At 39.0% G+C, this 26,655-nt stretch carries 31 protein-coding genes and 1 pseudogene; 16 read left to right on the top strand and 16 right to left on the bottom strand.

The window, feature by feature from the left end; genetic code table 11:
* Nucleotides 1–131 precede the first annotated feature (131 nt).
* Both adhA and ACFVP7_RS14945 read right to left on the bottom strand, forming a co-directional pair.
* On the bottom strand, nt 132–1,181 hold the full coding sequence (gene adhA / locus ACFVP7_RS14950; RefSeq protein WP_396582395.1) for a formaldehyde dehydrogenase AdhA: 1,050 nt from the start codon (nt 1,179–1,181) through the stop codon (nt 132–134).
* Between the two features lie 130 nt (nt 1,182–1,311).
* The gene (locus ACFVP7_RS14945) at nt 1,312–1,506 is read right to left on the bottom strand and encodes a carboxymuconolactone decarboxylase family protein (protein WP_041850119.1); all 195 of its coding nucleotides are present in this window, start codon (nt 1,504–1,506) and stop codon (nt 1,312–1,314) included.
* A gap of 182 nt (nt 1,507–1,688) precedes the next feature.
* Here ACFVP7_RS14945 and adhR point away from each other — a divergent pair, with 182 nt between their 5' ends.
* Entirely contained in the window at nt 1,689–2,111 is a 423-nt protein-coding gene (adhR, locus tag ACFVP7_RS14940; protein WP_004398725.1) for an aldehyde stress transcriptional regulator AdhR, read from the top strand.
* A gap of 262 nt (nt 2,112–2,373) precedes the next feature.
* On the opposite strand, the gene ACFVP7_RS14935 is transcribed toward adhR, so the two are convergent.
* Genes ACFVP7_RS14935 through ACFVP7_RS14915 form a run of 5 tightly spaced genes read right to left on the bottom strand, consistent with a single transcriptional unit; the run spans nt 2,374 to nt 4,691 of the window.
* Nucleotides 2,374–2,673, bottom strand: coding sequence for a spore coat protein (locus tag ACFVP7_RS14935; RefSeq protein WP_003246006.1), 300 nt, complete (start codon nt 2,671–2,673; stop codon nt 2,374–2,376).
* Nucleotides 2,674–2,688: 15 nt separating this feature from the next.
* Nucleotides 2,689–2,886, bottom strand: a complete 198-nt coding sequence (locus ACFVP7_RS14930) for a hypothetical protein (protein WP_014480384.1) — start codon at nt 2,884–2,886, stop codon at nt 2,689–2,691.
* A gap of 18 nt (nt 2,887–2,904) precedes the next feature.
* The gene (locus tag ACFVP7_RS14925; protein ID WP_077671559.1) at nt 2,905–4,041 is read right to left on the bottom strand and encodes a zinc-dependent alcohol dehydrogenase; all 1,137 of its coding nucleotides are present in this window, start codon (nt 4,039–4,041) and stop codon (nt 2,905–2,907) included.
* Between the two features lie 18 nt (nt 4,042–4,059).
* Nucleotides 4,060–4,428, bottom strand: coding sequence for a spore coat protein (locus ACFVP7_RS14920; RefSeq protein ID WP_009967868.1), 369 nt, complete (start codon nt 4,426–4,428; stop codon nt 4,060–4,062).
* Between the two features lie 17 nt (nt 4,429–4,445).
* Nucleotides 4,446–4,691, bottom strand: coding sequence for a spore coat protein F-like protein YraG (locus ACFVP7_RS14915; RefSeq protein ID WP_003229845.1), 246 nt, complete (start codon nt 4,689–4,691; stop codon nt 4,446–4,448).
* 262 nt (nt 4,692–4,953) lie between these two features.
* On the opposite strand from ACFVP7_RS14915, the gene ACFVP7_RS14910 reads away from it, so the two are divergent.
* The 4 genes from ACFVP7_RS14910 (at nt 4,954) to ACFVP7_RS14895 (ending at nt 6,624) form a co-directional block, all read left to right on the top strand.
* A complete protein-coding gene (locus tag ACFVP7_RS14910; protein WP_004398984.1) occupies nt 4,954–5,340 on the top strand; it encodes a VOC family protein in 387 nt (128 codons plus the stop codon).
* A 142-nt stretch (nt 5,341–5,482) separates the two neighbouring features.
* The gene (locus ACFVP7_RS14905; protein ID WP_119123071.1) at nt 5,483–5,584 is read left to right on the top strand and encodes a hypothetical protein; all 102 of its coding nucleotides are present in this window, start codon (nt 5,483–5,485) and stop codon (nt 5,582–5,584) included.
* Nucleotides 5,585–5,855: 271 nt separating this feature from the next.
* Nucleotides 5,856–6,215, top strand: coding sequence for an SH3 domain-containing protein (locus ACFVP7_RS14900; protein ID WP_004399021.1), 360 nt, complete (start codon nt 5,856–5,858; stop codon nt 6,213–6,215).
* A 52-nt stretch (nt 6,216–6,267) separates the two neighbouring features.
* Nucleotides 6,268–6,624, top strand: a complete 357-nt coding sequence (locus ACFVP7_RS14895; protein ID WP_396582391.1) for an SH3 domain-containing protein — start codon at nt 6,268–6,270, stop codon at nt 6,622–6,624.
* Between the two features lie 406 nt (nt 6,625–7,030).
* Here the strand turns inward: ACFVP7_RS14895 and ACFVP7_RS14890 are convergent, their stop codons facing one another.
* Both ACFVP7_RS14890 and ACFVP7_RS14885 read right to left on the bottom strand, forming a co-directional pair.
* On the bottom strand, nt 7,031–7,846 hold the full coding sequence (locus ACFVP7_RS14890) for an alpha/beta hydrolase (RefSeq protein WP_070547575.1): 816 nt from the start codon (nt 7,844–7,846) through the stop codon (nt 7,031–7,033).
* Between the two features lie 136 nt (nt 7,847–7,982).
* On the bottom strand, nt 7,983–8,246 hold the full coding sequence (locus ACFVP7_RS14885; protein WP_032726262.1) for a CD3324 family protein: 264 nt from the start codon (nt 8,244–8,246) through the stop codon (nt 7,983–7,985).
* A 443-nt stretch (nt 8,247–8,689) separates the two neighbouring features.
* On the opposite strand from ACFVP7_RS14885, the gene csn reads away from it, so the two are divergent.
* The gene (csn, locus tag ACFVP7_RS14880) at nt 8,690–9,505 is read left to right on the top strand and encodes a chitosanase (RefSeq protein ID WP_014480377.1); all 816 of its coding nucleotides are present in this window, start codon (nt 8,690–8,692) and stop codon (nt 9,503–9,505) included.
* A 281-nt stretch (nt 9,506–9,786) separates the two neighbouring features.
* On the opposite strand, the gene ACFVP7_RS14875 is transcribed toward csn, so the two are convergent.
* Nucleotides 9,787–10,890 carry a 2-methylaconitate cis-trans isomerase PrpF family protein gene (locus tag ACFVP7_RS14875; RefSeq protein WP_396582388.1) on the bottom strand — a complete coding sequence of 368 codons (1,104 nt, stop codon included), beginning with the start codon at nt 10,888–10,890 and terminating at the stop codon, nt 9,787–9,789.
* A 142-nt stretch (nt 10,891–11,032) separates the two neighbouring features.
* Here ACFVP7_RS14875 and ACFVP7_RS14870 point away from each other — a divergent pair, with 142 nt between their 5' ends.
* Nucleotides 11,033–11,902 carry a LysR family transcriptional regulator gene (locus ACFVP7_RS14870; RefSeq protein ID WP_015714390.1) on the top strand — a complete coding sequence of 290 codons (870 nt, stop codon included), beginning with the start codon at nt 11,033–11,035 and terminating at the stop codon, nt 11,900–11,902.
* 114 nt (nt 11,903–12,016) lie between these two features.
* Complete coding sequence (locus ACFVP7_RS14865; RefSeq protein ID WP_049141097.1) at nt 12,017–13,333, top strand: citrate:proton symporter; 1,317 nt, start codon at nt 12,017–12,019, stop codon at nt 13,331–13,333.
* Nucleotides 13,334–13,608: 275 nt separating this feature from the next.
* On the opposite strand, the gene ACFVP7_RS14860 is transcribed toward ACFVP7_RS14865, so the two are convergent.
* Nucleotides 13,609–14,589 carry an aldo/keto reductase gene (locus ACFVP7_RS14860; RefSeq protein WP_004398762.1) on the bottom strand — a complete coding sequence of 327 codons (981 nt, stop codon included), beginning with the start codon at nt 14,587–14,589 and terminating at the stop codon, nt 13,609–13,611.
* Nucleotides 14,590–14,723: 134 nt separating this feature from the next.
* On the opposite strand from ACFVP7_RS14860, the gene sigZ reads away from it, so the two are divergent.
* From sigZ to ACFVP7_RS14845, 3 genes are all read left to right on the top strand, one after another.
* Nucleotides 14,724–15,254, top strand: coding sequence for an RNA polymerase sigma factor SigZ (sigZ, locus tag ACFVP7_RS14855; RefSeq protein ID WP_021480181.1), 531 nt, complete (start codon nt 14,724–14,726; stop codon nt 15,252–15,254).
* Nucleotides 15,255–15,387: 133 nt separating this feature from the next.
* A complete protein-coding gene (locus tag ACFVP7_RS14850) occupies nt 15,388–16,143 on the top strand; it encodes a metal-binding protein ZinT (RefSeq protein ID WP_396582385.1) in 756 nt (251 codons plus the stop codon).
* Nucleotides 16,144–16,206: 63 nt separating this feature from the next.
* Entirely contained in the window at nt 16,207–16,368 is a 162-nt protein-coding gene (locus tag ACFVP7_RS14845; RefSeq protein ID WP_033881351.1) for a hypothetical protein, read from the top strand.
* A gap of 287 nt (nt 16,369–16,655) precedes the next feature.
* On the opposite strand, the gene ACFVP7_RS14840 is transcribed toward ACFVP7_RS14845, so the two are convergent.
* The 4 genes from ACFVP7_RS14840 to ACFVP7_RS14825 all read right to left on the bottom strand — a co-directional run bounded on the left by ACFVP7_RS14840 (nt 16,656) and on the right by ACFVP7_RS14825 (nt 20,590).
* Nucleotides 16,656–16,733 carry a YjcZ family sporulation protein gene (locus ACFVP7_RS14840; RefSeq protein WP_072175780.1) on the bottom strand — a complete coding sequence of 26 codons (78 nt, stop codon included), beginning with the start codon at nt 16,731–16,733 and terminating at the stop codon, nt 16,656–16,658.
* 582 nt (nt 16,734–17,315) lie between these two features.
* Nucleotides 17,316–18,023 (bottom strand): YrpD family protein, encoded by a 708-nt coding sequence (locus ACFVP7_RS14835; protein ID WP_032726255.1) that lies wholly within the window; start codon nt 18,021–18,023, stop codon nt 17,316–17,318.
* Nucleotides 18,024–18,402: 379 nt separating this feature from the next.
* The gene (gene murI, locus ACFVP7_RS14830) at nt 18,403–19,200 is read right to left on the bottom strand and encodes a glutamate racemase (RefSeq protein WP_396583266.1); all 798 of its coding nucleotides are present in this window, start codon (nt 19,198–19,200) and stop codon (nt 18,403–18,405) included.
* A gap of 346 nt (nt 19,201–19,546) precedes the next feature.
* Nucleotides 19,547–20,590, bottom strand: coding sequence for a nitronate monooxygenase (locus ACFVP7_RS14825; protein ID WP_396582383.1), 1,044 nt, complete (start codon nt 20,588–20,590; stop codon nt 19,547–19,549).
* Between the two features lie 395 nt (nt 20,591–20,985).
* On the opposite strand from ACFVP7_RS14825, the gene aadK reads away from it, so the two are divergent.
* Both aadK and ACFVP7_RS14815 read left to right on the top strand, forming a co-directional pair.
* A complete protein-coding gene (aadK, locus tag ACFVP7_RS14820; RefSeq protein ID WP_326353613.1) occupies nt 20,986–21,843 on the top strand; it encodes an aminoglycoside 6-adenylyltransferase AadK in 858 nt (285 codons plus the stop codon).
* A 215-nt stretch (nt 21,844–22,058) separates the two neighbouring features.
* Entirely contained in the window at nt 22,059–22,562 is a 504-nt protein-coding gene (locus ACFVP7_RS14815; protein ID WP_015251612.1) for a DinB family protein, read from the top strand.
* A 230-nt stretch (nt 22,563–22,792) separates the two neighbouring features.
* Here ACFVP7_RS14815 and ACFVP7_RS14810 read toward each other — a convergent pair.
* Nucleotides 22,793–22,918, bottom strand: a pseudogene (locus tag ACFVP7_RS14810) (TetR-like C-terminal domain-containing protein); the annotation flags it as partial.
* Nucleotides 22,919–23,424: 506 nt separating this feature from the next.
* Here ACFVP7_RS14810 and ACFVP7_RS14805 point away from each other — a divergent pair.
* The 3 genes from ACFVP7_RS14805 to ACFVP7_RS14795 all read left to right on the top strand — a co-directional run bounded on the left by ACFVP7_RS14805 (nt 23,425) and on the right by ACFVP7_RS14795 (nt 26,501).
* Nucleotides 23,425–23,796, top strand: coding sequence for a YrdB family protein (locus tag ACFVP7_RS14805; RefSeq protein WP_072174161.1), 372 nt, complete (start codon nt 23,425–23,427; stop codon nt 23,794–23,796).
* A gap of 224 nt (nt 23,797–24,020) precedes the next feature.
* Nucleotides 24,021–24,587 carry a cysteine hydrolase family protein gene (locus ACFVP7_RS14800; protein WP_338730617.1) on the top strand — a complete coding sequence of 189 codons (567 nt, stop codon included), beginning with the start codon at nt 24,021–24,023 and terminating at the stop codon, nt 24,585–24,587.
* A 681-nt stretch (nt 24,588–25,268) separates the two neighbouring features.
* Nucleotides 25,269–26,501 (top strand): cytochrome P450, encoded by a 1,233-nt coding sequence (locus ACFVP7_RS14795; RefSeq protein ID WP_338730616.1) that lies wholly within the window; start codon nt 25,269–25,271, stop codon nt 26,499–26,501.
* The last annotated feature ends 154 nt before the right edge of the window (nt 26,502–26,655 follow it).

Below are 26,655 nucleotides of genomic sequence, written 5' to 3'. Positions count from 1 at the left end.
AAAACCCTCCTAATAACTCTCTATTCATAGAATAACAGGAAGATTGACCGACCTTCAAAATATTTGCTTAACGAGATCGTTTTTCGTGAGTTTCAATAAAAGCGGGTCAGCCCCATATAAGGACTAACCTATTACAATGTGGAAATATCAATCACAAATCGATAACGGACATCGCTTCGGAGGATACGTTCGTATGCTTCGTCCACTTGGTCAGCTCCGATGACTTCGATTTTAGGTTCGATGCCATGCTCAGCTGCGAAATCCAGCATCTCTTGAGTTTCTTGAATTCCGCCGACTAGAGAACCTGCAATGCTGCGGCGCCCCATGATTAGGGAAAACACACTGTATGTGTCCGGCTTGGCAGGAGCTCCAACGTTTACAAGTGTCCCGTCTATACGAAGCAATGATAAATAGGCATCTACATCGAGATTTGCCGATACCGTATTTAAGATCACGTCAAAACGCCCGGCCAATGCAGTGAATGTGGCTGGGTCACTTGTTGCAAAGTAATGATTTGCCCCGAGTTCCAGAGCTTCCTCTTTCTTATTCATGGAGCGGCTCAGAACGGTTACCTCTGCACCCATCGCATGTGCAAATTGAATCGCCAAATGTCCAAGGCCACCCACGCCTACAATCGCAACCTTTTTACCAGGGCCAACATTCCAGTGTTTCAGCGGAGAATATGTTGTGATACCTGCACACAACAGCGGACTGGCAACATCCATTTCCAAACGATCTGGGATTCGAACAACAAATCTGTCAGTGACAACGATTTTTTGGCTGTACCCGCCATAAGTGGGGTTTCCGTCGTAGTCTACTGAGTTATACGTTTGAACAACACCCTTCGTGCAGAATTGTTCCTCTCCGTTGAGACAGTATTCGCATTCTCCGCAAGAGTCAACAAAACAGCCGACACCAACGCGGTCTCCGACAGCAAACTTGGTGACTTCTGCTCCAACGGCTGTTACGACACCGGCTATTTCATGTCCAGGCACCATTGGGAAGATGCCACCGCCCCATTCATCAAAAGCGCTATGAATGTCTGAATGGCAAATACCGCTGAATTTAATATCGATTAAGACATCGTGCGGCCGTAATCCTCTTCGCTCAATCGTCGTTTGTTCAAATTTGGCTTTTGCATGTGACACGCTTAATACACGGGTTTGATGTTGATTACACATATGAACCTATCCTTTCTTCATCATAAGTGTTGTAAATAAAAACATGCACTTATTTATGTTTTATGGTGTCTTCAACATAACGATAAACCTTAAAGTCTGCTTTAAGGCAAGGGTTTTTTTAAAAAACCATTTAAAATGAACCTGATTTATAAGGTGAGATACAGTCAGCAATTAATGCAGAAGCTGTAATCATGCTGCGATCCCGGGGTGAAAGTTGTTCCTCTCTTGCCCAAATGCCACCGAATAGAACATCATCATGAAGTTCAGCAAACTTTGGCGTAAATTCTCCTAATTGTTCTCTTCCGGCAGTTTGTTTATTTGCCATTCAGCAATCCCTCCATCTAACCTGTTTTTATTGCATGGAGAAGTATAGAGTTTAAAGTGTGCTTTAAGGCAAGTCCCGAATATATAAACCCAGATTCAGCAGCTAACCACTTGTTTTGAGCTTGACTTAAAGTTAACTTTAAGTGTTACCTTCACAACATACAGGATAGAGAGGTGAAGATCATGAATATTGCTCAGGTGGCAAAGCAGTTTGGCCTGACAGCCGCAACACTCCGATATTACGAACGTGTAGGATTAATCCCGCCTGTAAAACGAAAAGACAGCGGCATTCGCGACTATGATGAAGAAGATATCAAATGGATTGAATTCATTAAATGCATGCGAAATGCGGGACTATCGATAGAAGCGCTAATTGAATATACAACATTATTTACCGAAGGTGACCGTACGGTAGAAGCTCGAAAAAATATCCTGGCTGACGAACGACAGCGGCTGATAGAGAAGCGGAAAGAAATTGATGAAACAATTAAAAGATTAGACACAAAAATTAAAGATTATGATGGGAAATTGCGCGAAAACGAGGCAAAACTCAAAAGCAGGCCTAAAACGGAAAGTCTTCACGGATCAGTGGAGCAAAGAAGGTAGCATTCTTTGCGTGTGAAGAGGGCAGGTCAAAAACGAAGGATTTTGTTTCTGGCCTGTTTTCTCCATCAAGAGATCGCATAAAAAGAGGTGGTTACGATTCCTTATTTGGATTGGAGAATTTGCAAACATTATCGGAGATCAGATGGAGAAAAGCGGTTAATCTATTTACGGTCATAGGACCCGAACAAACAGTGCTCATTTTGAAGCTGAGGAACAGTTGTGGCCAATCAATACTGTTCCTCAGCAAATCAGTCATTGTATGTTAAAGGGTTGGCAATTGAATGGCTGTATCAATATTTTTTAAATTCAGCTTGACTTGTTCGTCAGGGTTCCAAGGATGGTACCAGCCTTTTTCCATCATATAGCTTGAGAGTTGTTCGTGCATATCGAGTGCTTCTTCCAAATGGCGGATAAGGACCTCTTTTACTTCAGGTGTTCCGGCTTCAGTGGCTGCCATCGCATAATTTCTGACTCCGTTCTTTGCTGAAATTAATAAGTCCATAGCAATGATTTGGTCTGTTAGAACATTCATGCCAGTCAGATATTCTATGATAGGATTCATGATTTATTCATCTCCTCATTCGTGCTTTGCATTAGATAAAATAGAGGCAAATTCCTGCAACTGGCGTGTGGTGATATCAACATCTTGCTGCATGATTTCTTTCAGCTTCGGATCAGATACCAGTGCTTTCATTGTTTTAGATTTCGTCAAACAAAGTGTCTTAAATGCAGTCATTTCCTGAACCTCAAGCACTTCGTGTAAGGCGTATTCCATTTCTGTAACCTCCGTTTTTTAAGGCTTTAACACAACTTTGATACAATCATCCATTTTTGAATCAAAAATGTCATAGCCATGCTTGGCTTCACTAAGCGGCAAGACATGGCTGACAACATCTCCCGGATCAATTTTGCCTGTCGATACTAGTTCAAACATGTACGGCATATAGTGGATCACTGGAGCCTGTCCAGAGCGTATATTGACGTTTCGCTGCATAATATCTCCTAACGGAAAACCGTTATATCTGCCTCCATACACACCTGTAATTTGTATGGTTCCTCCTTTGCGAACAGCTTGGGAAGCAATGACCAATGCACTCATCGTTCCGCCATGAAGCTTTAAGCCGCTGGCAAGGAACTCGAGATCGCTCATTTTACCATCCATCCCAACAGCGTCAATGACTACATCCGCTCCGCCTTTCGTGATTTCCTTTAAATAATTCCCTGTATTCTCATGGTCTTCAAAATTAACGATTTCTACTTTGTTTGTACGTTTCGCATGCTGTAAGCGATAGTTTACATAGTCAACTGCTATGACGCGTTTTGCACCTTTTAGCCAACAAAACTTTTGAGCAAACAGGCCGACTGGTCCGCAGCCGAGAACGATAACTGTATCGCCTTTTTTTACGCCGGCATTATCCACACTCCAAAAGCCGGTGGTCATGGCATCGGCAATCACGCTTAATTTCTCATCGGGTTCCTCACAAGATTCAGGGATTTTAAAATGGGTAAAATTCGCAAATGGCACTCTTAAATATTCAGCTTGCCCGCCTGGATAACCGCCAGTTTGCCCTGAATAGCCGAAATAAGCACCCATTTCCCCATTGTCATTAGACTGATCACATTGGCTTTCCAGTTGGTTTTTACAAAAAAAGCATTCACCGCATGCTATATTAAAGGGAATAATTACCCGATCTCCCTTTTTTAGTTTAGTCACACCAGAACCAACTTCTTCGACGATTCCCATCGGTTCATGGCCGATGACATAGTCTTCATGGAGATTAGGAATCAATCCATGGATTAAGTGTAAATCTGATCCGCAAATGGCTGTACTGGTGACTTTGATAATCATGTCATCGGATTTTTCAATCTTTGGATCGGGGACATCTTTGACAACAACATTTTTAATGCCTTGATACGTTACTGCCTTCATGCTGTAAAACCTCCAGTGTTAGTGTTCATCAGGTGTCCGGTCAAACATCCCTTTGCGATTTGTTTCATCAGGAAAAAGGTTCATATTGCCGACCATGATCGTGTTTTTTGCAGAGAGCTGATCCAGCTTATACTGTTCGCTCAGCTCATATGGATGGAACCACTTTTTGCTGATCATCAGTTCCGTAATCTCTTGGTGCATCGCAATTCCTTGCATCAGCTGTTTCCGAAGCAGTGCTCTTACATCTGGTGAAGCGGTTTCTGTCAAAGCTACAGCAGTATTCCTTACGCCTTCCTTAGCTCGTATAAGAAAATCCATCGCGAATGTAGTGTCTGCTAGTTCAGGCACATTCAGCGAATTAATGGGGTCTAAATGATCATTATTCAAAGAGGCTTACCTTCCTTTCAATTGATGATTGGCGTTGGGCGGCTTTGAGGGACAGGGGCCTGAAATGAGGCACGCTCATAAACCGCTTGTAATTCAGTAAGGTCTTGAATGGATTGCTGTACATCTTTTTCCATCAAGTCCTTCAGTTCTTGGTCAAACACAAGCCCTTGCATTAACTTTGATTTCGCTATACAAAGTGTTTTAAAGTTCACGATTTCATGTAAGTCAACAGCCTCATGAGCTGCCAATGTTTGATGATCCATATTGATGTAACCTCCTTTTATCAACGTTACATTTCCCGAAATGAAGTTGAAGCATACAGAAAATACACTCGGTATCATTTTTTGTTTTAAGAATCGCTGTTTTTGCTCGTTCTTATGACATGGACTAAACTGCACTTAAATCTGAAATAAGGGTGAAGTATGGAAATTTATTTATGGAAACTTGACATAGTGCTGTCAGGTTTCTTTGGTATCATTAAATTGGATGACCAGTAAAAGTATGGTTTTATAGGAGGCACTCGATATGAAGCTGTTACAAATTAGACTGTTGGTGAATGATTTTAAGAAAAGCGTCGAGTTTTATAAAGATTCATTAGGACTTCCAATAAGTTGGTTAGAGAATGAAATGGAATATGCACTCTTTGATAATGGGGAAACGAAAATAGAGCTTTTATCTCGAGAAACGATGGCTGAAATCGTTGGAGAGGAAAAAAAGTCCTTGGAAGGAGAAGCTCAATCAAAATTTTTGCTTCAGTTTAAGGTAGAAGATGTTGATAAAACGTATGACGATTTACACGAAAAAGGAGTTAAATGTGAGAATAAACCGCATGATCGCAAGGAATGGAGTGCCCGAGTTGCTCACTTCAGAGATCCAGATCATAATCTGATTGAAATATATAAAATGTTATGATTTTTCGACTCGCAAAATCATAGAATAACGTTTGATAACGTACCTAATCATTTTTATACGCCCTGGTAAAAGAAAGCAAAGTCATAATAGGTTGCGGACACTGAACTTGCAGCATTTACGCTGATTTGTATGGTGTCCGTTTTTGATTGGTGAAAAAGGTGGAGTATCTATGAATCGAGAAGAAGCGTGGATACAAGGAAGCAGTACACTGATTGAGTTAATTGGTGGAAACGAAGCCGCTTGATCCATGTCCTTTTTCCTGATTGTCAATCGTGATTACCGACTGGACAAATGATTAAGAGCCAAATGTAACACACCATCAATATCAAGCCTGACTACCATTTATTTTGTATCCTTAATTGTCGAAAACATAGGAATAATTCCACTTTTGAAAGATCTAGTTTATGGTACATTGATAAATATATGGGAGGGGAGGGGGCATGGTATCTGAAAGTAAATCCTTAACTGGATGTAAGAAAGTCAAACGTACGGCATTTATAAGGGGAGGGTATAAGGTGAATAAGTTAAAGAGGCTAAGTATGCTAACGGTGATGATTGCATCTGTGTTCATTTTTTCTAGCCATGCACTTGCGGCTCAGTATTATACGGTTTCAACAAGCAGCGGTGCTCCTGTCAACATGCGCAGCGGCCCAGGTACAAGTTGGGGAATTGTAACGACCATTCCGAGCGGAACCCGCATCCCGATCTATTGCTACAAAACCGGTACAACTGTAACTGGAAAGTATGGAACGAGTAATATTTGGAATTACACAGAGCGGACGCTTGCCAGCGGGGAGATCGTTCCTGGATTTGTCTCTGATACATATATGTATACAGGCTCAGACGGTCCGGTTGTTCCTAAATGCAGCTGGTAGCCTATGTTCTATCGTTTTTTAAAATGAAGGAATTGAAGAAAGAGGGATGACATTGACTAAACTGAAAATGCTGAGTATGTTAACCGTTATGATTGCATCATTATTTATTTTTTCCAGTCAGGCACTTGCCGTTCAATACTTTACTGTCTCAACAAGCAGCGGTGCGCCTGTCAATATGCGCAGCGGTCCTGGTACAAATTATCCTATTATGCTTTCCATTCCGAGCGGCTCCCGTGTTCCTTATTATTGTTATGCTTATGGAACGACTGTTACAGGGAAGTATGGAACGAGTAATGTCTGGGACCAAATCCAGTGGAAAGATTCCCGGGGTGTCGTGAATATTGGATATGTGTCTGACACATATGTGTACACAGGATCAGACGGCCCTGTCGGTTACAAATGCAATTAGCTAAATACTCCGTACAATAGAATCTCTTCTTAAGGGCCTATCTAGGACGAACCATACCAACTATTGTTGTTGGTATGGTTTTTGTTGCGATGAAGTCTTCCATACCTGCATTTGTGGTGATTTTCAAAAGAGATTCATGATGTTAGACACTGGTTGTTGTTGAGGACAAAATAACGAGCCGCTTTAGAGTTGTATCTAATGGTATAAATACGGAATTAAGATAGGAAATAATCAATAGGAGAACGTAATGTACAAACCTATTTTTCGATGAAATCCCTAATATCACTTTGGTTAGAGATCTCACATTGCGTTCTCGTTAGTGAAAAGTTCTTTTTACGCTTCGTGAAATCTTCTCTAATTCCATAGTTAGTTTTACCTGTCCTATTATGAAAATTTTAATGAATCCTTAACACGTATGTTTCTTTTCTTTTTCTAACATGTCGTGTAACCTCTCAGAAAATTCTTTATGGTATATTGTGTACCCCGTATGATTTCCGGGGAATTCAACCAATTCTGTTTTCAATTGTTCCGCTAGGGCGTTCGCGCAACGATAAGGAAAAAGCTCCCGAGAAGCACTTCCGCCAGCTGGGAGTACCTTCATCGGTGAAGATGTAAACACTGTTTTTAATGCTTCGAAATCTAATGTATAGTTGAGAATTCCTTGAATTTCATACTCAGTGAAATACGTTGAATTGCCGAGAAGCCGCTTTGTCAGCACAGCATTTGATTGTTCGTCTGTCTCTAATCTTGACATTAACTTAATGACTTCACTTCGATGATTTTTCTTAAGGTCTTCCATAAATTGCTCGGCTTGTTTCAGCTCATTTCCATGCAGAAGCTGCAATAAGATTGGTTCGTGTGGGATCATGACATGTACTTGTTCGGGATGGCGTATGCACAGATCAAGCCCGATAACAGCCCCGGAGCTGCTTCCAAATACGTATGCCGGCTTATTGGTGATTTTGGCTAGAAGACGGTGAGCATCGTCACTGTGTGTTTCCACACGGTAATCCTCAATCTGATTGGCGAGATTGCTGCGGGAATGGCCGCGGCGATCATAAGTAACAACCGTGTACCTGTTAGCCAGATGATTGGCAATATGATGGAACTTGTCGGCATCACCGCCTCCGCCGTGGACCAAAAGAATGATGGGACCTGAGCCACGCACTTTATAGTGGATGTTCGCTCCAGGTACTTGCAACGTTCCATTGTTTATCGTCATTTGTAGGACCTTCCTTTCTTCTCATCTCCTTTAACTTTACACAATTGGCCAAAATGTTCATATGCAGGAAATAACTAAGAAACAAACTCGCCATAAAAAAAGCACTGATTATATTTCATCAGTGCTTCCGTTTTGTTTATTTAGAGTAGACAATTTTTTTTATTGTTTCAATAGAGAGGTGATATTCATCAGATAAATTATGAATGGTTTTGCCGTTTTTAAATGCTTTTTTAATAGAAGCGTTTCTGTCATCGATCAGCTTTCTTGTTCCTGAACACGCACCCCATTTTTGATGAGAGGATTCAGATTTAGGGATATATATTGTTTTTCCTTGAACATACTTTTGAATTTCCGATATCAGCTTTTCAGGTAAAATAGCGGTTGCTTTTACATATGCCATTTCTGCCAGCTCCTTATTTTTTTATGTCAAATAAGGTGCAAAGCCACTATATCAGAAAAGCTTACTTGGGCGATCTTTTAGAAAGTCTACCCCATGCAAAGTATCGCCTTCCCAATAGTAGGCTTTGCATGGGACGTTGCGGAATCTGGCATTCTCATCTTGCTTGCCATTTATATCACCTCCCTAACGATTTTCGATGATCACTTCCATTATAAAATAGAGTAAAGCCTTATGGCATCTTGTTAATGAAAGTTGAAGCAGTATGAAAATCAAGGGACCTTCCCAGTGAGAGGGGCTAAGGCTGATTGGCAATGAAAAGAGTAAGATTCAAGCTATATTACTTTAGATTCAAAATATTGACAAATTGATGTATTTTCAACAATAGGGCAGTCTCTTCATGTATACTGAGTCTGTATTTACAATATTTAGAAAGGGGAAGTGCAATGAAAATCAGTATGCAAAAAGCAGCGATCTCATTACTTGTTTTCACTATGTTTTTTACCCTGATGATGAGCGAAACGGTTTTTGCGGCGGGACTGAATAAAGATCAAAAGCGCCGGGCGGAACAGCTGACAAGTATCTTTGAAAACGGCACAACGGAGATTCAATATGGATATGTAGAGCGATTGGATGACGGGCGAGGTTATACATGCGGACGGGCAGGCTTTACAACGGCTACCGGGGATGCATTGGAAGTAGTGGAAGTATACACAAAGGCAGTTCCGAATAATAAACTGAAAAAGTATCTGCCTGAATTGCGCCGTCTGGCCAAGGAAGAAAGCGATGATACAAGCAATCTCAAGGGATTCGCTTCTGCCTGGAAGTCGCTTGCAAATGATAAGGAATTTCGCGCCGCTCAAGACAAAGTAAATGACCATTTGTATTATCAGCCTGCTATGAAACGATCGGACAATGCCGGACTAAAAACAGCATTGGCTAGAGCTGTGATGTACGATACGGTTATTCAACATGGCGATGGTGATGACCCTGACTCTTTTTATGCCTTGATTAAACGTACGAACAAAAAAGCGGGCGGATCACCTAAAGACGGAATAGACGAGAAGAAGTGGTTAAATAAATTCTTGGACGTACGCTATGACGATCTGATGAATCCGGCCAATCATGACACCCGTGACGAATGGAGAGAATCAGTTGCCCGTGTGGACGTGCTTCGATCTATCGCCAAGGAGAACAACTACAATTTAAACGGACCGATTCATGTTCGTTCAAACGAGTACGGTAATTTCGTAATCAAATAAGCAGTAAGGAAAAGAAACCGCTGCGGATTGAACTCAATCTAAAAGATACCAATGATGTATGTTGGTATCTTTTTATTTGCAGTAAAAAGTATTCAATTCTCTATAATGATTAGGTCAGGCTTGAGGCAGATACCTTAAAGGACATTGGCGATTTCATGTAAAACAATAACAATATAGAGGCTTTTTTTAAAGCCATGCCGGATTACAATGGATCTGTGCAAGAAGGCGCCTTCAATCCATCTATTAACGATGGAAAGGGGGAGGCTTTTTGCACAGTCCATCTACATCATTTGATAGTCTCCATGCGTATAAACTGTTCCGTCCATAATACGTCGTGCGGTACGGACGATCTTTATACCAGTGGGCTCCACCATTGTTTCAATAATACCAGAAGAATGAGCTAGCCGAACCTTTGTAGAGTGGTTTTTTGCTATTCTTGCAGGGATTGCACCTTCCACTGAAAGGGCTCTTGTTGTACATATCGCTCCAGTGACAGCCAGTGCTTGATGTGGCTTTTGCATGGACATCATCCTGATGTGTAAGTCCATCTCAACGTTTGAATGCCAAGCACCTGTACTATCCTTATATTTCTCTGGTTTTGATACTATAGCCAGTTTAGGGACAGCCGGCGATAACTTTGTAGCTGAAAATCGACTGGCAAAGCCGCTTTTCTCTGCCGCAATGGATCTTAATTCTTCAAATTGAGCCAACTGTAGATCAGTAAATTCTTCTGCAAGTTCCGTTCCATCCAGGCCGATACTGCTCGCTTCCACAAAAACTAATGGATTTGCATAGTCGATAATAGACACCTCTATTTGGCCTTGACTTGTATCTAAAAACTCCGAACTATTTCCAGTAGGCAATAAATGACCGGTAACTGAACCAGCGGCATCATGAAAGTTTAAATAGATTGGAGATCCAGATCCAGGTACTCCAGATATCGTAACATCTCCGTCATATTTGACCTGACCGTCTTCCACTTGCACTTCCGCAATGATCATTTTATTCGTATTGGTATTCAGGATCCTTACCGCAGTCATTGGTTCTGTCGCTTTTACAAGTCCTTCTTCGATAGCAAATGGCCCAACAGCAGCGGAGATATTTCCGCAGTTCCCCTTAAAGTCCACTTTTTCTTCTGAAATGCTGACTTGACCGAAAGTATAGTGAACATCAATATCCGAGGTATGTGCTTTCTTGATTATCGCCACTTTGCTAGTAAGAGAATTGCCGCCACCCAAACCATCTATTTGTCTTTTATCAGGACTTCCCATGATATCAAGCAAAAAGGGCTCCCATTCGTTTTTATTGTTAGGCATGGCTGATTCATGGAAAAAAATTCCCTTGCTTGTTCCGCCTCTCATGATTGTTACATTCGTCTTGACCATCGTCATCATCCTCATCTGAAAAGTAGTGTTTTATGTTTTTCAGTGTAGAAGGTAAAAAAATAAAAATAAAATATAAGTTTTCTTAATATTCAATAAAAAAACTTTTATAATTGTCAAAAAAGGACTAGAAAGGAAGATGAAAATGGATGAGAAAGATTGGATTTTATTGAAAATTCTTCGCGAAGAACAAAGTGTAACAAAAACAGCAGAACGATTATTTACATCACAGCCTTCCATCACTTATCGGTTGAATAAGATTGAGGAGATTTTCGGAATTGAATTATTCACCAAAAGGCATAAAGGAATTACCTTTACTGCGGAAGGAGAACACTTGGTTGCTTATGCAAGAAGAATGCTACAGGAACTTCAAGATACCAAAGATCATATTTCTAATCTAAGCAAAGAGGTGCAAGGACATCTAAGGCTGGGGGTATCAAGCAATTTCGCTCAATATAAGCTCCCTAAGTTATTAAGGGAATTTTCCACTATGTATCCTAATGTCCAATATAGTGTACAAACAGGCTGGAGCACAGATGTCATGAAATTATTAGATGCTGGTATTGTACAAGTCGGTATACTGAGAGGAAGCCATCGCTGGAAAGGGGTGGAGGAACGGCTGACACGGGAAAAATTACATATCATCTCAAAAAAACCAATAACGATAGAGCAGCTTCCTTTTTTACCTTTTATCAAATATAAAACTGATGCTTCTTTAAAAACGATTATAGAAGATTGGATGCATACGAATCTAAAACAAGCCCCCATTATTGCAATGGAAGTGGATCGACAAGAGACTTGCAAAGAGATGGTAAAGCATGGTCTTGGTTACTCCATAGCACCAGAAATTTGCCTGCAGGAATCTGATCATTTGTACACAATGGAACTGTATAATGCTAAGGGTAAGCCTCTAATGAGAGATACTTGGCTAATGTACGATCAAAAATCATTAGGAATCAAACTCGTTAAAGCATTCATTGATTTTTTAAAGGGTGAACAAATGGTAACCATTTAAAGTTATGATAGAATTTTTTTTGGAACACAGTAAAAAAATATTTATTTAACTTATTACACCGTATAAGATATGTTAATCAAAAGTCATTTGAAAGCGTATTCTTGGAGGTGTAATATGCTTACTATTTTAGGTTTTTCGATGGTAACTGTTTTTACAATATTAATAATGACAAAGAAAGTCTCGCCAATTGTTGCCTTGACCATCACTCCCATTGTTTTTGCTCTTATTGGAGGTTTTGGTAAGGATATTGGCGACATGATTTTAGAAGGAATTCAAACAGTTGCAAGTTCAGCGGCATTACTATTGTTTGCTATTCTTTTTTTCGGAATTTTAATTGATGCAGGTTTATTTGATCCGCTAATAGAAAAAATTTTATCTATAGTAAAGGGAGACCCTGTGAAAATAGCGATAGGGTCTGCCGTCTTGGCAATGCTTATCGCTTTAGATGGGGACGGTACAACAACCTATATGATAACAGTCTCAGCAATGTTACCTTTGTATAAAAGAATTGGTATGAATCCCATGGTTATGGCGACATTAGCAATGCTGTCGTTGAGTATCGTTAGCGGAATGACTCCATGGGGCGGACCAGCTACAAGAGCGATTTCAGTGCTGGGTTTGGATCCTTCAGATTTCTTTGTGCCATTACTTCCGACCATGCTTGGAGGTATTGCTTGTGTGATATTTCTGGCTTTTCTAATGGGAAGGAAAGAGAGGAATCGAATAGGCATCGTTCAATTAGAGCCTAGACATATAACAAAGGACAGCTCTCAATCTTATATGGCTGCTACTTTGGAGAGCGAACAATTGAAAAGGCCACGCTTAATATATCTTAATTTATTCCTCGTTATAAGTATCATGGTGTTTATTGTGCTTGGAACTAAGCATCCGTCAGTTTTATTTTTAATTGGTTTTGTTCTTGCCCTTACTATAAATTATCCGAATGTAAAAATGCAGAAGGAGCGAATCGCCGAGCATTCTGGTAATGCCATAACCGTGGTATTATTGGTATTTTCAGCAGGAGTATTTGCTGGTATATTATCCGGGACAAAGATGGTGGATGCCATAGCAGGATCATTGGTATCCATCATCCCCTCATCAATGGGAGAGTTTTTCCCCATTATTGTAGCACTCACTAGCATTCCGTTTACTTTTGTTTTATCAAATGATGCATATTACTTTGGTATGGTACCTATCTTTGCAGAAGCTGCCTCAGCATATGGTATAGAACCAGTAGAAATAGCAAGGGCTTCTATAATGGGGCAGCCGGTTCATCTGATGAGTCCATTAGTTGCGTCAACACTACTGTTAGTAAGCATGCTTAAAATTGACTTGGGATCATTTCAAAGGTTTGCCGTTAAGTGGGCTGTAATTACATCATTAGTTATTACGTTGTTAGCAATAATTACAGGGGCTATTACTATTTTGTAAAGAAACAATAATAATATTTAGACTGCCAATGAATCATTAGTTTGATTGATTTAAATACAGCTGAAAGGGGTCCCAAGCTGATCAAGCCAGTTGTCTTTCCAGTTACTCTATTGTTTAGGGTTCTTTTTTAGAAGCGGCAGCGTTTTTGTCGATGTTTAGCCAGCATTTTCAGCATGATGTGGAAAAGACAAGAGACAAACAAGCTCTTGTCTTTCCTAATATGATAGTTCAGTATAAATATATAAGAAAAATGTCAGTATTGAGTAATGAATGTATCACCAGGCGTATGCCTCAGGTGTCTCTCCTCCAGGTCCGGGAAAGATATCATTTAACATGCGGAGAATCTCCTTATCCAGACTGATTTCAACGGCTTTTATCGTATCACGCAGCTGCTCAACCGTTCGTGGTCCAATGATCGGCGCAGTTAAAACTGGATTCGCCAGCACCCATGCCAAAGCCACATTTGCTTCTTTTTCTCCTAGTTCTTTGCATAAATCTGAAAACTTCTCGAGTTGCAAACGATGTTTTTCAATTAAATCTGCTCTTTTTGCTGTACGAGTTCCGGCATTGCTTTTCAATGCCTTCCCGCCAAGAAGCCCTCCTGCAAGGGGACTCCACGCCACTACTCCTAAACCAAGATCCCGTGCAGCCGGCAGCACTTCCATCTCAGCTGTTCGTTCTAATAAACTATACTTATGCTGTTCAGTGACGAGTCCCATGAATCGCCGTTTTTCAGCTTCAGCTTGCGCTTTAACTAAATGCCAGCCTGCAAAATTACTGGATCCAATATAGTCTACTTTGCCGGAGCGAACCTGAGTCTCAAAAGCTTCCCATATCTCATCCCACGGTGTCCGCCTATCGATATGATGCATTTGGTACAATTCGATATGATCTGTCTGAAGCCGCTTCAGTGATCCTTCCAGATGACGTCTGATTTTGTATAGAGACAAGCCCCTCATATCATTTGGTCCGTCATTCGGATCAGAAATCGGTTCATATACTTTTGTCGCCAGAACAACTTTCTCGCGGCGCTGTCCTCCTTGTGCAAACCATTTTCCAATGATGCTCTCTGTCAATCCTGCGTTTTTGCCCCAGCCGTAAATATTGGCAGTATCAAAAAATTGAATGCCGTTATCAAGCGCTTCATCCATGATACGGAACGCAGTCTTTTCGTCTGTATCAACTCCAAAATTCATCGTGCCTAAACATAAACGGCTCACCCGCAATCCTGTTCTCCCTAAATAGGTATACTCCACAACAAACCTCTCCTTTATCATTATTTTTGCAACAGCTGCAATACAATTGATTCAACAATTGTTTCGCTCTTTGTTACGATTAAAAAGACGAAGCAAATGTAAAGCAGACGCAAAATTATAGGAGGTTTTTTCAAATGAATATAGAGGATCTATGGGATCAATTTCATCAGCCGTTAAAAACATATATTTCACATAGGGTTAACGATCAATCTATCGTTGATGACCTCTTGCAAATCGTATTTATGAAAATACAAGTGCATCTCCCAAATCTGATCGATGAACAAAAGATCGACAGCTGGATTTATCGGATCACTAGAAATACGATTATTGATTTTTACCGTACAAAAAAAACAAGCGAAATATTGCCTGATGTTCTACATTTTAATGACAGTGCAGAGGAAGAAAATTTCACCAAGGAAGCAACTGTGTGTATTCGATCGACCATCAAACGGTTGCCTGAAAAGTATCGAGAGGCGCTCGAGTTAACTGAATTCCAGGGGTTATCACAAAAAGAGTTGAGTGAAAAGCTCGGCATTTCTTACTCGGGAGCAAAATCAAGGGTACAACGCGGACGGAGAAAATTAAAACAGCTGCTTGAGGGGTGCTGTCATATTGAAGCGGATCGATATGGAAATATCGTAGACTTTCGTATTTTAAAGGAATAACTGATGAACATAGTCAGTTATTCCTTTAAAATAGGCCATCCGCATGAAGAGCATTTTTCCTTTGATGTTTGCAAGAGATGTATGTATAATATAAATCGTAATGTTTTCGATTTAATAAAAAAGGAGTGTTGGAATGAACATTTTATTTTCAAAACAACTAGGCATATTAACGATTGGTTCATTACTCGTATTGGCAGGATGTCAGACTTCCGGTTCTTCTGCAGGTGAGTCTAATCAAACAACATCATCCTCAGCAGTTGAAGAAGACTCTTCCAAAACGCAAGAGCATACATCTGACAGGCATATACACGAACATTCTCACGATCATAGTCATGCGCATGATGAAGAAACAGAAAAAATATATGAAGGCTATTTTAAAAATAGCCAAGTAAAGGATCGCTTACTTTCTGATTGGGAAGGAGATTGGCAATCTGTATATCCATACCTGCAAGATGGTACTCTTGACGAAGTGTTTTCATATAAATCAGAACACGAAGGGGACAAGACAGCTGAAGAATATAAAGAGTATTATAAAAAAGGCTATCAAACAGATGTTGACCGTATTGTAATCCGGAAAGATACTGTAACGTTCTTCAAAAATGGAAAAGAATATTCTGGTAAGTATACGTATGACGGAAACGAAATTCTAACCTATGATGCGGGTAATAGAGGGGTAAGATACATATTCAAACTAGCTAAAAAAGCAGAAGGGCTGCCTCAGTATATTCAGTTTAGTGATCATAGTATTTACCCGACTAAAGCTAGTCATTATCATCTCTATTGGGGGGACGACCGTGAAGCTTTACTTGATGAAGTCAAAAACTGGCCTACCTACTACCCGTCAAAAATGGATGGACACGATATTGCCCATGAGATGATGGCTCATTAAATGATGATTACTCTATGAAAGTTTTTCTGCCATAGCCATTTTTTTCTGTGGAGAATTGATAGAATGGGGAAAAAACTGATTGAGACCACTCAGGATCCGCCACATTATTGTGACGTGGCATACCTTGAGTCATCTCACAGGAAGAGTAGAAGAAACCTATTTCAAAATAAAAAATCATTGGATGTATGGCAGTGGATTACGCTTGAAATCTATTGGCTTATATGAAGCAAAGAAGAGACCCAAAGACCGCAAAGCTTCTTCAAGAAAGCTTTGCGGTTTTTTATATGTCTAAGCCTCGATTCATCTCACCATAAAAAGGTATTTCAACTTTCTCTTTTGATCGACAATAGTCCATAAAGGGAAGGATATTTCCCTCACAAAGAAGTCGTGGCAGTAATCTCCATAGGTGTGTTTGCATGGCCCCACTTTAATGGTTTTGTTTAAATCTAATAAAAAACAGACGCCATAAAGATTTCTTATGGCGTCTGATGGATATGAGGTAAGGTGTGTTCTTAATAGCCACCAAAGAAAGATGTCCCAACGATGATTAATAGGATGAATAGAACTACAATTAATGGAAATGACCTCATAACATCACCTTCCTTAAAAGAGGATAGTACATGATATGCAGATCGAGCTTATTCGATAGTGATGCTAGTTTAATTGATGTAAAAATATTTTTTAGCCTAAGGCTGGACTGCTAACTCATCTTTATTAGTTATTAGATCATACTTATGATTTTGGAATGAATCCGTTTCAAAGTGATGTGTTGTTCTCGGCCAATCGCTGGCTAATCTTCCTGATGCAATCGAGCTATATGAAGCCATCCCTCTTTTATGAAAGTACACCCAAAACTTCTCTCTCTTGCAGACCCTTAATCATTTGATTTGCATATCGAGCGTAAGCATGCCTCATCTAAAAATAAAGTGCACCATCTGCTATTTGTTTTAACATCTTTAAGACAGTGATGCACACCTTTTGCGTTGAGCAAATGGAACAGGCTCAGAAGGGGCGAGCTGCTCCTTACTTCACCCAGATAAAAGACGGGGATAGACGGCATGCACCGAAGCTAACTGAAAGTTAAATTGAAATGAAAAAAGGGGCATGTTAAGCCCCCTTTAAGACTATCGAGAGCTTCTCAATAGCCTAACGCATTGTATGTTTAACATGTTTTAATTTTTCACAACGGATAAACTGACACTGTTGCCTGAGACTGTTACTTTAGCGAAGTCTTGTGTATCAATTACAGGTGTTATTGCTTTGTTGTCGATGGTGATGTTTGTAAAAGATGTTGAAAAATTTGATTTGATAGATTGGCGTGAACCTGTTGTAGCAACTGTAGCAAGCGCTTTCCATTTGGAGATGGAGCCGACATTTGTTTTGCTGATTTCTGAAATGAGACGGCCGTTGTATCCGGCATTGTTCGTGCCCCAGTATGTAGCGCGGGTATTGCCGTTAAGGTTTTTGTAGATGGTAAGTTGTACGGTGCTGCCGGGACGGAAGCCTTTCGTATTCGTGAATTGGCTTCCTCCTTCGAGGTACTGAACCTGATCTTGTCCTTTTGAACCAACTTTCATATATGGTTTCCATACATTATATTTATCACTGTACTGAAGCCCAATATCGGATTCTGTGCCTCCGCTAAAACCAGAGTAGATGTAGGCTGTCCCATTTGAAACCTGAGTGGAGCTAGGAAGCTGGATTTTCGTAACAAGAATGGCACCATTACTGTTCAAGTAAGCCCTCCCGCCGATTCCATCAGTTAGCTGTGATGCAGCTTCTGCGGTTTTTGGACTAATAATACCCGGCACATCTACTGCACATGTGCCAAAAAGCACAGTTGCCGTAAGCGCACCCGCAAGCAGACCTTTTTTCATCATCATTATTTCCCCCTATCATTATAATTAGAAAACGCTATCATCTTGTATTATAAAACATTATGAAAATAATTCCATAATAAACATGCACATAGATACAGAATTTACACATTATGACTTTGTGCATCTGGCAAACGGTCGATTTCTAATCTCGAAAAATCTCCTGTGAAGTGTAAATGTTACGATAACTTTTCAATCGAGACTTGTGTTTTATTGAAATAGAAAAGCTATAGAGAGGGGGAGAAATAAGAGGGGAAAGAGAGAAAACACTGTAATCAGATATGTGTGTATAACTCAATTGTTTGTTAGAAAAAAAGTGGGCTTTTTAAGCCCGCTTCTTAGTTCATGTTTCTCTTCAGGAGATTGTCTTTTTCATTTACATTCAATGTCCAACATGACTCCTTTGAGTTTCATCTAATATTTCAAACAATCTTTTGTACTTTGATATGACTACTTGGTCCACAATTTTATGGCCAGAATTGAAAAAGGTGATTGAGCCCGATCCTTTACCAAGCTGATTACGATCTGCAAGAACTTTTTTCAACTGTTTTGCAGTACCGACACTGCCTGAAATAATATCAACTTTTATCCCAAACAGTTTTTCAAAACTGTTTTTGAAAAACGGAAAATGAGTGCATCCTAACACAATCGTTCCATATTGTTTCAGATCAAAAGAAGATAGTTCGTTCTTTAGATATTTAATGATTTTGTCTTCACTAAAATCAAAGTTCTCAGCAAATTCAACTAGTCCTGGAAGAGCTAAGCAATCAACAAGGTCATGGTGATCAATTTTTTTAACTAGATTATGAAATTTCTCTTCATTAAGGGTCAAATTAGTAGCAACTACCAGAACTCTTTTTCTTTCCTCTGTACATTTATTTATAGCAGGCTTTACAGCGGGTTCGATTCCGATTATCGGAAAGTCGAAGTTTCTCCGAAGATCCTCTATCGCAATGCTAGTAGCTGTATTACACGCAATAACCAGAGCTTTGATATTTTGACTGGCCAGAAATTCAGCTGCATTGAAAATATATTCATTAACTTTAATCTTTGATTTTTCACCGTATGGAACGTTTAACGTATCTGCATAAAAAATGTAATCTTCATAAGGAAGAACTTTTATGGCCTCATACAATACAGTCATGCCACCAATTCCAGAATCAAAAAATCCTATTTTCATCACTTCTCACGCTTTCTGTCTCATTCTTTTTTTATCATATGACTTTATATCATCTGAATCAAACGAAAAACAACCATTTTACTATTCGAATTTAATATGGGAGTTATCGATTTTTCGAATAGATAGCAAAATTTGAGAAGGGGAGATAAGATCGAAATGTTGGTGATGTATTGTGGTTGTGGTGAAATCATTAATATCGCATCGTATCAATGGGATGATTGATAACCCGAATCAATTAGCTTTGAAAATGTAGGAGTATTTAGATTTCCAGAGTCAGAGGATGAAATTACGAAAAAAAGCAAACTGCCTGTCGAAGTTTGCTTTTTGCTCTATCAATGAGGTGCACCTATATTTTTATATCCTCTTGGCAAAGCTGATTTAAAAGCTGCTTAACCGAAATTTCCTCAGTCAATGACCGTATCCCTTGACCTGCCCATAAAGACATCTGATCATGGTTCTTTTGAAGTGAAGCCTGCTGTCTCATTGCCTTCGTTAGTGTATTTTGATAAGGGTACGGAAGGGTTTGTGTCTCAAACTGTTCATTTTCTTCCATCCATTTATTTACGATTCCTCTGGCCTCTTTACCTGAAAATAATGTCGTAAGCTTTGTATCTGCTTCGTTTGCTTCTAGTATTTTCTGTTTATGTACTGGATGTGCGTTACTCTCGTGACAAATTAAAAAGGCAGAACCGATTTGAACGCCTTGGGCTCCAAGGGTTAAAGCTGCTTTTACTCCTCTGTGGTCTATTATTCCCCCAGCAGCTATGACAGGTACGCTCAGTGCATCTGCTGCTTGTGGAATCAGAGCCATTAAACCTACGGCAGATTCACCTTTGGAAGGTAAAAATGCTCCGCGATGTCCACCGGCTTCACTTCCTTGAAGGACTACTATATCCATTCCCCGTTCTTCCATTAACAATGCTTCTTCTACTGTTGAAGCGGTTCCTATTAAACAGCATCCAGCGGTTTTTAGCTCCTTTACTGCGTCTTCAGGCGGCAGATCAAAAGTGAATGAGCAAGCCTTAACCTTGTATTTTAAAATTAGATCAATTTTTTGATAGAAGTCATCCCACTCTTCTTGTACAGATGTGAATTGATTTACTTGATTAGCTAACGGTATGTTTTCTTTCCACTTTTTAATCTGATCTTTTGGTGGCATCTCTAGACCTAGCGGAACAAACACATTAATTTGAAAAGGAGCGTCTGTCAGCTCAAACATTTCTTTTATTTGTTGTTCTAGCAGGTCTGGCGTAAGATACCCCGATGCTAAGCTGCCAAGAGCACCTTGATTCGAAACTGCAGATGCAAGTCGGGGCTTTGTAATACCGCCAGCCATTGGAGCTTGAATAATAGGTTTTGTTAAGGAAAACTTCTTCATAAATTCATTCATACCGAATCCCCCCGTTAAGACATGATTTTTGAAAAAAGTGTCATTTTAAAATTTACTCAAAAACTCGTATTCGCTTAAATATATCGTTTTCCTTCTTTTTGTCAATCTCTCATACCAGTTAACATGAAGATAAATCAGGGGGGATTAAAGTGTGTGAAAGATAGTGTCGTCCCATGGCGGCTCTACAAAAAACTGAATATTCATGTAGTCCTTCATAGTTGATATCTGATTTTGAGATGTCTTGCATCTTAATATTGAATGATATACAGGAGAACATCATGTAAAATAAAGCTAAGAAGAATACATCACATTCAAGAGTAAAAAAATCTATAAGGCGTACAGATCAATATTCGGTTTTACAGTTAGATATTAAGGCTGAAACGGAGGAACATGTAATGCGAAGTGAGCAGGAAATGATGGACATTTTTTTGGACTTTGCTTTGAACGATGAGAGAATCCGATTGGTCACTTTGGAAGGGTCGCGTACAAACAGAAATATCCCTCCTGACAACTTCCAAGATTATGACATTTCGTATTTTGTAACTGATGTAGATTCTTTTAAAGAAAATGATCATTGGCTCGAAATCTTTGGGAAGCGCATTATGATGCAAAAACCAGAAGATATGGAGCTTTTTCCTCCCGAATTAGGTAATTGGTTTTCATACATTATTCTTTTTGAGGATGGCAACAAATTAGATCTAACCCTTATTCCAATTCGTGAAGCAGAAGATTATTTTGCTAATAACGATGGTTTGGTTCAGGTCTTGCTCGATAAGGATTCGTTCATCAACTATAAAGTGACCCCAAATGATCGCCAATACTGGATGAAAAAGCCGACTGCAAGGGAATTTGATGATTGCTGTAATGAGTTCTGGATGGTTTCGACTTACGTAGTAAAAGGACTAGCAAGAAATGAAATCCTTTTTGCCATTGACCATTTAAATGAAATGGTACGTCCTAATTTATTGAGAATGATGGCCTGGCATATCGCATCTCAGAAAGGGTATTCATTTAGTATGGGGAAGAACTATAAATTTATGAAACGGTACCTTTCAAATAAAGAATGGGAGGAACTCATGTCTACATATTCTGTGAATGGGTATCAGGAAATGTGGAAGTCTTTATTTACTTGCTATGCATTATTTAGAAAGTATTCAAAAGCTGTATCAGAAAGTCTTGCATATCAGTATCCTGATTACGATGAAGGCATCACTAAGTATACGGAAGGTATTTATTGCTCAGTAAAGCGATAAGAATATAGGGTTGTCTTCATATGATATTTGATTCTCGCTGACAATGGAGACCAAGGAGTCACCATGTTTGTAAAAAGATGCGTAAATCGTTACGTTTAAGAATGTCTACGCATTTTACTATGATTATTCTTGTCCAAAATTTTTGTTCTTTTTAACGAAACGAGGCATTATAATTAACCTATAGGCACATTGAAAAAACAAAAAGGAGGATTTTTGTGTTTCAAACCTTAGACCATTTTTTGAAATCTTGGGAGTTCGAAGCAGATGCTACACAGAAACTATTAAATAGTCTGACTGATGAATCACTTAAACAAGAAATAACTTCACAAAATTGGACTCTAGGCCGTATTGCCTGGCATACTGTTGCTGCCATTCGCATCATTACCTCAAACACAGACTTAACGTTCCATGCCCCAGCTGAAGATTATCCTGTTCCAACTTCGGCTCAGTTTATAGCTGACAGCTATCATCAAGCCAGTAATGCATTTGTACAGGCATTAAAAACCCAATGGACTGACCATACACTTCAAGAACGTATCAACTTTATCGGACAACAATTGCCTAACGGTTCACTTTTGATGTTTTTAATTCAACATCAAAATCACCATCGGGGACAAATGACTGTTCTTATGAGACAAGCAGGTTTAACTGTTCCAGGTATTTATGGTCCAGCAAAAGAAGAATGGGCAAAATTTGGTTTGGAAGCCCCGAAAATGTAATCAACCTTTTTATAAAAAGTTACGCTATGACAACATATAAGAAGATGTTTTGATCAATCTTTTTTCAAAACATGTTCTTTTTTTGTTCGTTTAACAATGATAAGAACATATTCGAATCATTTTTATTCCAAACCACTTCAAATGACAACGTTCTTCCGCTTTATTGTTGGCCTATTCCCAACGATGTAAGTATAATTTTTAATGCTGTCAAATCTTCTAGATACACATATCTATAGATTCCTCTCTAACAAAACCCCCGCTTTTTCTGCCATCACTCGAGGTGGGTAAGGCATTTCATTTTTCAACCACCATTCGACTACTCCTACGTATGCATTTGCAACAAATTCAGCAGCGATATGGTTCAGAAATTCCAATGAAACATTCAGGTGTTGCTCAATTTCGACTAGAAGCAGCTGCGCCAAAAGGAAGCCTATTGGAAGAGTCTAGCTAAGTTGCAACAAATGGATACAAGAGGGGAACGTCTTCTCAAAAGGGAAGGTAGTTTATTACTGTAATTCATACAATGAGTAAAGTCTCCCAGCGATAAGCGAGGTCAATATTCAGCTTTTATGGTATATTCTTTACTTCGTTCGACAAATTCTGCAAATTGTAGACAACTTCCTGATTATTTGGATAATTAACTGGATAGGAGGGGAAAAGTTGTCATATTTCATTATACTTATCAATCGTTCTATTAATCGGAGCATTGGTAACAGTAGCAGTCGGTATCATCTCTTCAAAAGTAGAGGTAATCTCGCCGAAAACTACAATAGAATCTAAAGAGGAAGAACAGAAAAGTTTTTATACGCTGAAATAAAGCAGAGAAAGAGCATCTCCTACGGGGGTGTTTTTTATAGAGGAGTTGGAAAAACTGAATCAGACTAATTTACTTTTAAGATTCACCCTTGAAATTGCTGCACTAATCTCCTTAGGGGTGTTTGCTTGGATAAGCTTTAATGGTTATTTTAAATATGTTTTAACTTGGGTTTTACCTATTGCAGTTATGATTGTCTGGTCTGTATTTGCAGTACCTAATGATCCTAGTCGAAGTGGACAAACTGTAATAGCTGTAAACGGGGTAACAAGGTTAGTTATTGAATTATTGATCTTTGCAATGGCTGTTGCAGCGCTTTATTTTAGTCATTTAAAACCAGTTGGTATTGTCTTTTTATGTCTAATAATACTCCACTACATCTTTTCAGCTGAGCGTATCAAATGGCTTCTAAATCAATAGTTTTCATTTCGGCACTCGTTATTAGAGTGATTTTTATCATTCTCTGTAGAGCCAGTGATTCTCAGATTATTGAAGGTTAACGGCTTGGGCACAGTTGCAGTTTAGAACGCATTTTCCAATAAAGAAGGCGCTCATTTGAAATTCATCATTAAACAATTGTACAAAAGTAAAATTTGTATTTAGAATGTAGTAATAAATAGAAATTCTACATAGGAGGGTATCTTGTGGAAGAAAAGAAAAAAGCTTTAATCATTGTGGATGTACAAAAAGCCTTCGATGATAAAAAATGGGGGGAACGGAATAACGTAAAGGCGGAAGAAAACATTAGTAAAATACTAAAATTATGGAGAGAAAAAGGATGGACAGTCATATACATACAACACACTTCTGATAAACCTCATTCTTTATTCCATCCAAAGAATGAAGAGTTTGCGATAAAGGAAATAGTTAAGCCTATGGATGAAGAAGTCATTATAACCAAGACAGTAAATAGCAGCTTTATTGGTACGAATTTAGAAGAATTCTTAAAATTAAATGAAATAAACACTGTAGTCATAACTGGTTTAACCACGCCTCACTGTGTATCAACCACCACAAGAATGAGTGGTAATTTAGGGTTTGATACATACCTGATTTCAGATGCAACAGCAGCCTTCGGAATGAGAGACCAAAATCATACATATTATGATGCGGCGACTATTCATAATATATCTCTAGCTACATTGCATGATGAATTTGCCACAATATTGACAACTGATCAATTAATAAATGATTTTATAAAAACTCACTGATGAAAAACATTTTGGCACAGTAAAACGGCAGGCGCCTTTCCAATAGGAAGGGCGCTTTAATTCGATTTTCTGCTTTACTTGCTCAGAGGAGATGTATCAATGTTTCTTTATCGACAAGCTAGGGCAGATGAATAAGCTAAGTGGCAAAGCTACTCCATGAATTTTTCAATTAATATTCTTTTATGGATTTACTCGTAAAACGCGAAAAAAAAAGATCATTCATTTATTTTTGAAATGCATAAAGTACTGACAAGAGCATATTTTAAAAAGCATTTCTTTTTTGTTGACATTCAGAATGGTGAAATGGTTGTTGCTGCTCTATTAAAACATTGTGATAAACCAGACATTAACTTGATCGATTATATAGCAGCAGGGGGGATAACAAAATGGGGGATCCTCAGTATTGAACATGTTGGCGGTGACTAATGAGGCTGAAAAATCTTCCAAATCCTTATAAGAGTCGGCATGGTATTTAGAAGTATTAGGAGTTTCGCCATCTTATCAGGGAAAGAGTTTGGGCAGCAAAATGATTAATGACTGTCTCATATCTTTTATTTCAAAATGCGGGGCGGCATCTTGGCCCTTATCACGAATGCTGATCTCAATAGATCATTTTACAAATCGTATTGATTTTATATTTAAAGATTATCTTAACCTTTCATAAAGATGGAGGTCGAATGAATGTCTTCAAAAGAAAAAAATAGTGTAACCATTTTGACGGAAAGTCAATTGTCTTCGAGAGCATTTAAAGATGAAGCGTATGAATTTTATAAAGAAGTGCGAAAATCACAGCCTCTCTACCCATTATCTTTAGGAGCTCTGGGGAAAGGCTGGCTCATATCGAGATATGATGATGCAATATATTTATTAAAGAATGAAAAATTAAAGAAAAACTATGAAAATGTATTTACCGCAAAAGAAAAACGTCCTGCTCTATTGAAGAATGAAGAGTCTTTAACAAAACATATGCTTAATTCAGATCCCCCTGATCACAACCGCTTGCGAACTCTTGTTCAAAAAGCATTTACGCATCGGATGATTTTGCAGTTGGAAGACAAAATCCAACATATAGCAGATTCTTTATTGGATAAAGTACAACCCAACAAACTCATGAACCTAGTAGACGATTATGCGTTTCCATTGCCGATTATCGTGATAAGTGAAATGCTCGGCATTCCCTTGGAAGATCGTCAAAAATTCAGAGTGTGGTCGCAAGCAATTATTGATTTTTCAGATGCCCCTGAAAGACTTCAGGAGAATGACCACTTGTTAGGGGAGTTTGTTGAATATCTGGAATCCTTAGTTCGCAAAAAAAGGAGAGAACCTGCAGGAGATTTAATCAGTGCATTAATTCAAGCGGAAAGTGAAGGCACACAATTAAGTACAGAAGAATTGTACTCGATGATTATGCTGCTTATCGTTGCAGGTCATGAAACAACCGTAAACTTAATCACCAATATGACATATGCTCTGATGTGTCACGGTGATCAATTTGAAAAGCTCCGCCAGCAGCCAGACTTGATGAATTCCGCCATAGAAGAAGCATTGCGGTTTCACAGCCCTGTTGAGCTAACGACAATTCGCTGGACGGCTGAACCGTTTATACTGCATGGACAGGAGATTAAACGGAAAGATGTGATCATCATTTCTTTAGCATCAGCAAACCGTGATGAGAAGATATTTCCAAATGCCGACATATTTGATATTGAAAGAAAGAACAACCGCCATATTGCTTTTGGCCATGGCAATCATTTTTGCCTTGGTGCACAGTTAGCCCGCTTAGAAGCCAAGATTGCGATTTCCACCTTATTACGCCGCTGTCCAAATATACAGTTAAAAGGCGAAAAGGAACAAATGAAATGGAAAGGGAATTTTCTGATGAGAGCACTCGAAGAATTGCCGCTTAGTTTTTAATTTTTGGGGGATATGTGATTTTCAAACATATCTCGTTTTACTCCTCAATTAGATTAAACGATAGTAAAAGCTATAACATAAAAATTTGATATGATAGCTTTTCAAAAACAAAATTTAGCATTATTTATGCCTACCGGGCATGAAAATGTCTTGC

The sequence above is a fragment of the Bacillus sp. SG20033 genome (assembly GCF_044570195.1).
Taxonomy (GTDB): domain Bacteria; phylum Bacillota; class Bacilli; order Bacillales; family Bacillaceae; genus Bacillus; species Bacillus subtilis.
Note: the sequence above shows the minus strand (reverse complement) of the source record. Positions and strands in the feature narration are given on the sequence as shown.

What these genes read in the sequence shown, in the direction of transcription:
- ACFVP7_RS14835 (WP_032726255.1), bottom strand. Translation starts at nt 18,023, where the DNA reads ATGATGAAAAAAGGTCTGCTTGCGGGTGCGCTTACGGCAACTGTGCTT.
- ACFVP7_RS14930 (WP_014480384.1), bottom strand. Translation starts at nt 2,886, where the DNA reads ATGGAATACGCCTTACACGAAGTGCTTGAGGTTCAGGAAATGACTGCA.
- ACFVP7_RS14870 (WP_015714390.1), top strand. Translation starts at nt 11,033, where the DNA reads ATGGATGAGAAAGATTGGATTTTATTGAAAATTCTTCGCGAAGAACAA.
- ACFVP7_RS14910 (WP_004398984.1), top strand. Translation starts at nt 4,954, where the DNA reads ATGAAGCTGTTACAAATTAGACTGTTGGTGAATGATTTTAAGAAAAGC.
- adhR (WP_004398725.1), top strand. Translation starts at nt 1,689, where the DNA reads ATGAATATTGCTCAGGTGGCAAAGCAGTTTGGCCTGACAGCCGCAACA.
- ACFVP7_RS14840 (WP_072175780.1), bottom strand. Translation starts at nt 16,733, where the DNA reads ATGAGGTCATTTCCATTAATTGTAGTTCTATTCATCCTATTAATCATC.
- ACFVP7_RS14885 (WP_032726262.1), bottom strand. Translation starts at nt 8,246, where the DNA reads ATGGCATATGTAAAAGCAACCGCTATTTTACCTGAAAAGCTGATATCG.
- ACFVP7_RS14845 (WP_033881351.1), top strand. Translation starts at nt 16,207, where the DNA reads ATGGGGAAAAAACTGATTGAGACCACTCAGGATCCGCCACATTATTGT.
- murI (WP_396583266.1), bottom strand. Translation starts at nt 19,200, where the DNA reads ATGAAAATAGGATTTTTTGATTCTGGAATTGGTGGCATGACTGTATTG.
- ACFVP7_RS14865 (WP_049141097.1), top strand. Translation starts at nt 12,017, where the DNA reads ATGCTTACTATTTTAGGTTTTTCGATGGTAACTGTTTTTACAATATTA.
- ACFVP7_RS14935 (WP_003246006.1), bottom strand. Translation starts at nt 2,673, where the DNA reads ATGAATCCTATCATAGAATATCTGACTGGCATGAATGTTCTAACAGAC.
- ACFVP7_RS14890 (WP_070547575.1), bottom strand. Translation starts at nt 7,846, where the DNA reads ATGACGATAAACAATGGAACGTTGCAAGTACCTGGAGCGAACATCCAC.
- ACFVP7_RS14850 (WP_396582385.1), top strand. Translation starts at nt 15,388, where the DNA reads ATGAACATTTTATTTTCAAAACAACTAGGCATATTAACGATTGGTTCA.
- ACFVP7_RS14915 (WP_003229845.1), bottom strand. Translation starts at nt 4,691, where the DNA reads ATGGATCATCAAACATTGGCAGCTCATGAGGCTGTTGACTTACATGAA.
- ACFVP7_RS14875 (WP_396582388.1), bottom strand. Translation starts at nt 10,890, where the DNA reads ATGGTCAAGACGAATGTAACAATCATGAGAGGCGGAACAAGCAAGGGA.
- ACFVP7_RS14925 (WP_077671559.1), bottom strand. Translation starts at nt 4,041, where the DNA reads ATGAAGGCAGTAACGTATCAAGGCATTAAAAATGTTGTTGTCAAAGAT.
- ACFVP7_RS14825 (WP_396582383.1), bottom strand. Translation starts at nt 20,590, where the DNA reads ATGAATGAATTTATGAAGAAGTTTTCCTTAACAAAACCTATTATTCAA.
- ACFVP7_RS14945 (WP_041850119.1), bottom strand. Translation starts at nt 1,506, where the DNA reads ATGGCAAATAAACAAACTGCCGGAAGAGAACAATTAGGAGAATTTACG.
- csn (WP_014480377.1), top strand. Translation starts at nt 8,690, where the DNA reads ATGAAAATCAGTATGCAAAAAGCAGCGATCTCATTACTTGTTTTCACT.
- ACFVP7_RS14795 (WP_338730616.1), top strand. Translation starts at nt 25,269, where the DNA reads ATGTCTTCAAAAGAAAAAAATAGTGTAACCATTTTGACGGAAAGTCAA.
- adhA (WP_396582395.1), bottom strand. Translation starts at nt 1,181, where the DNA reads ATGTGTAATCAACATCAAACCCGTGTATTAAGCGTGTCACATGCAAAA.
- sigZ (WP_021480181.1), top strand. Translation starts at nt 14,724, where the DNA reads ATGAATATAGAGGATCTATGGGATCAATTTCATCAGCCGTTAAAAACA.
- aadK (WP_326353613.1), top strand. Translation starts at nt 20,986, where the DNA reads ATGCGAAGTGAGCAGGAAATGATGGACATTTTTTTGGACTTTGCTTTG.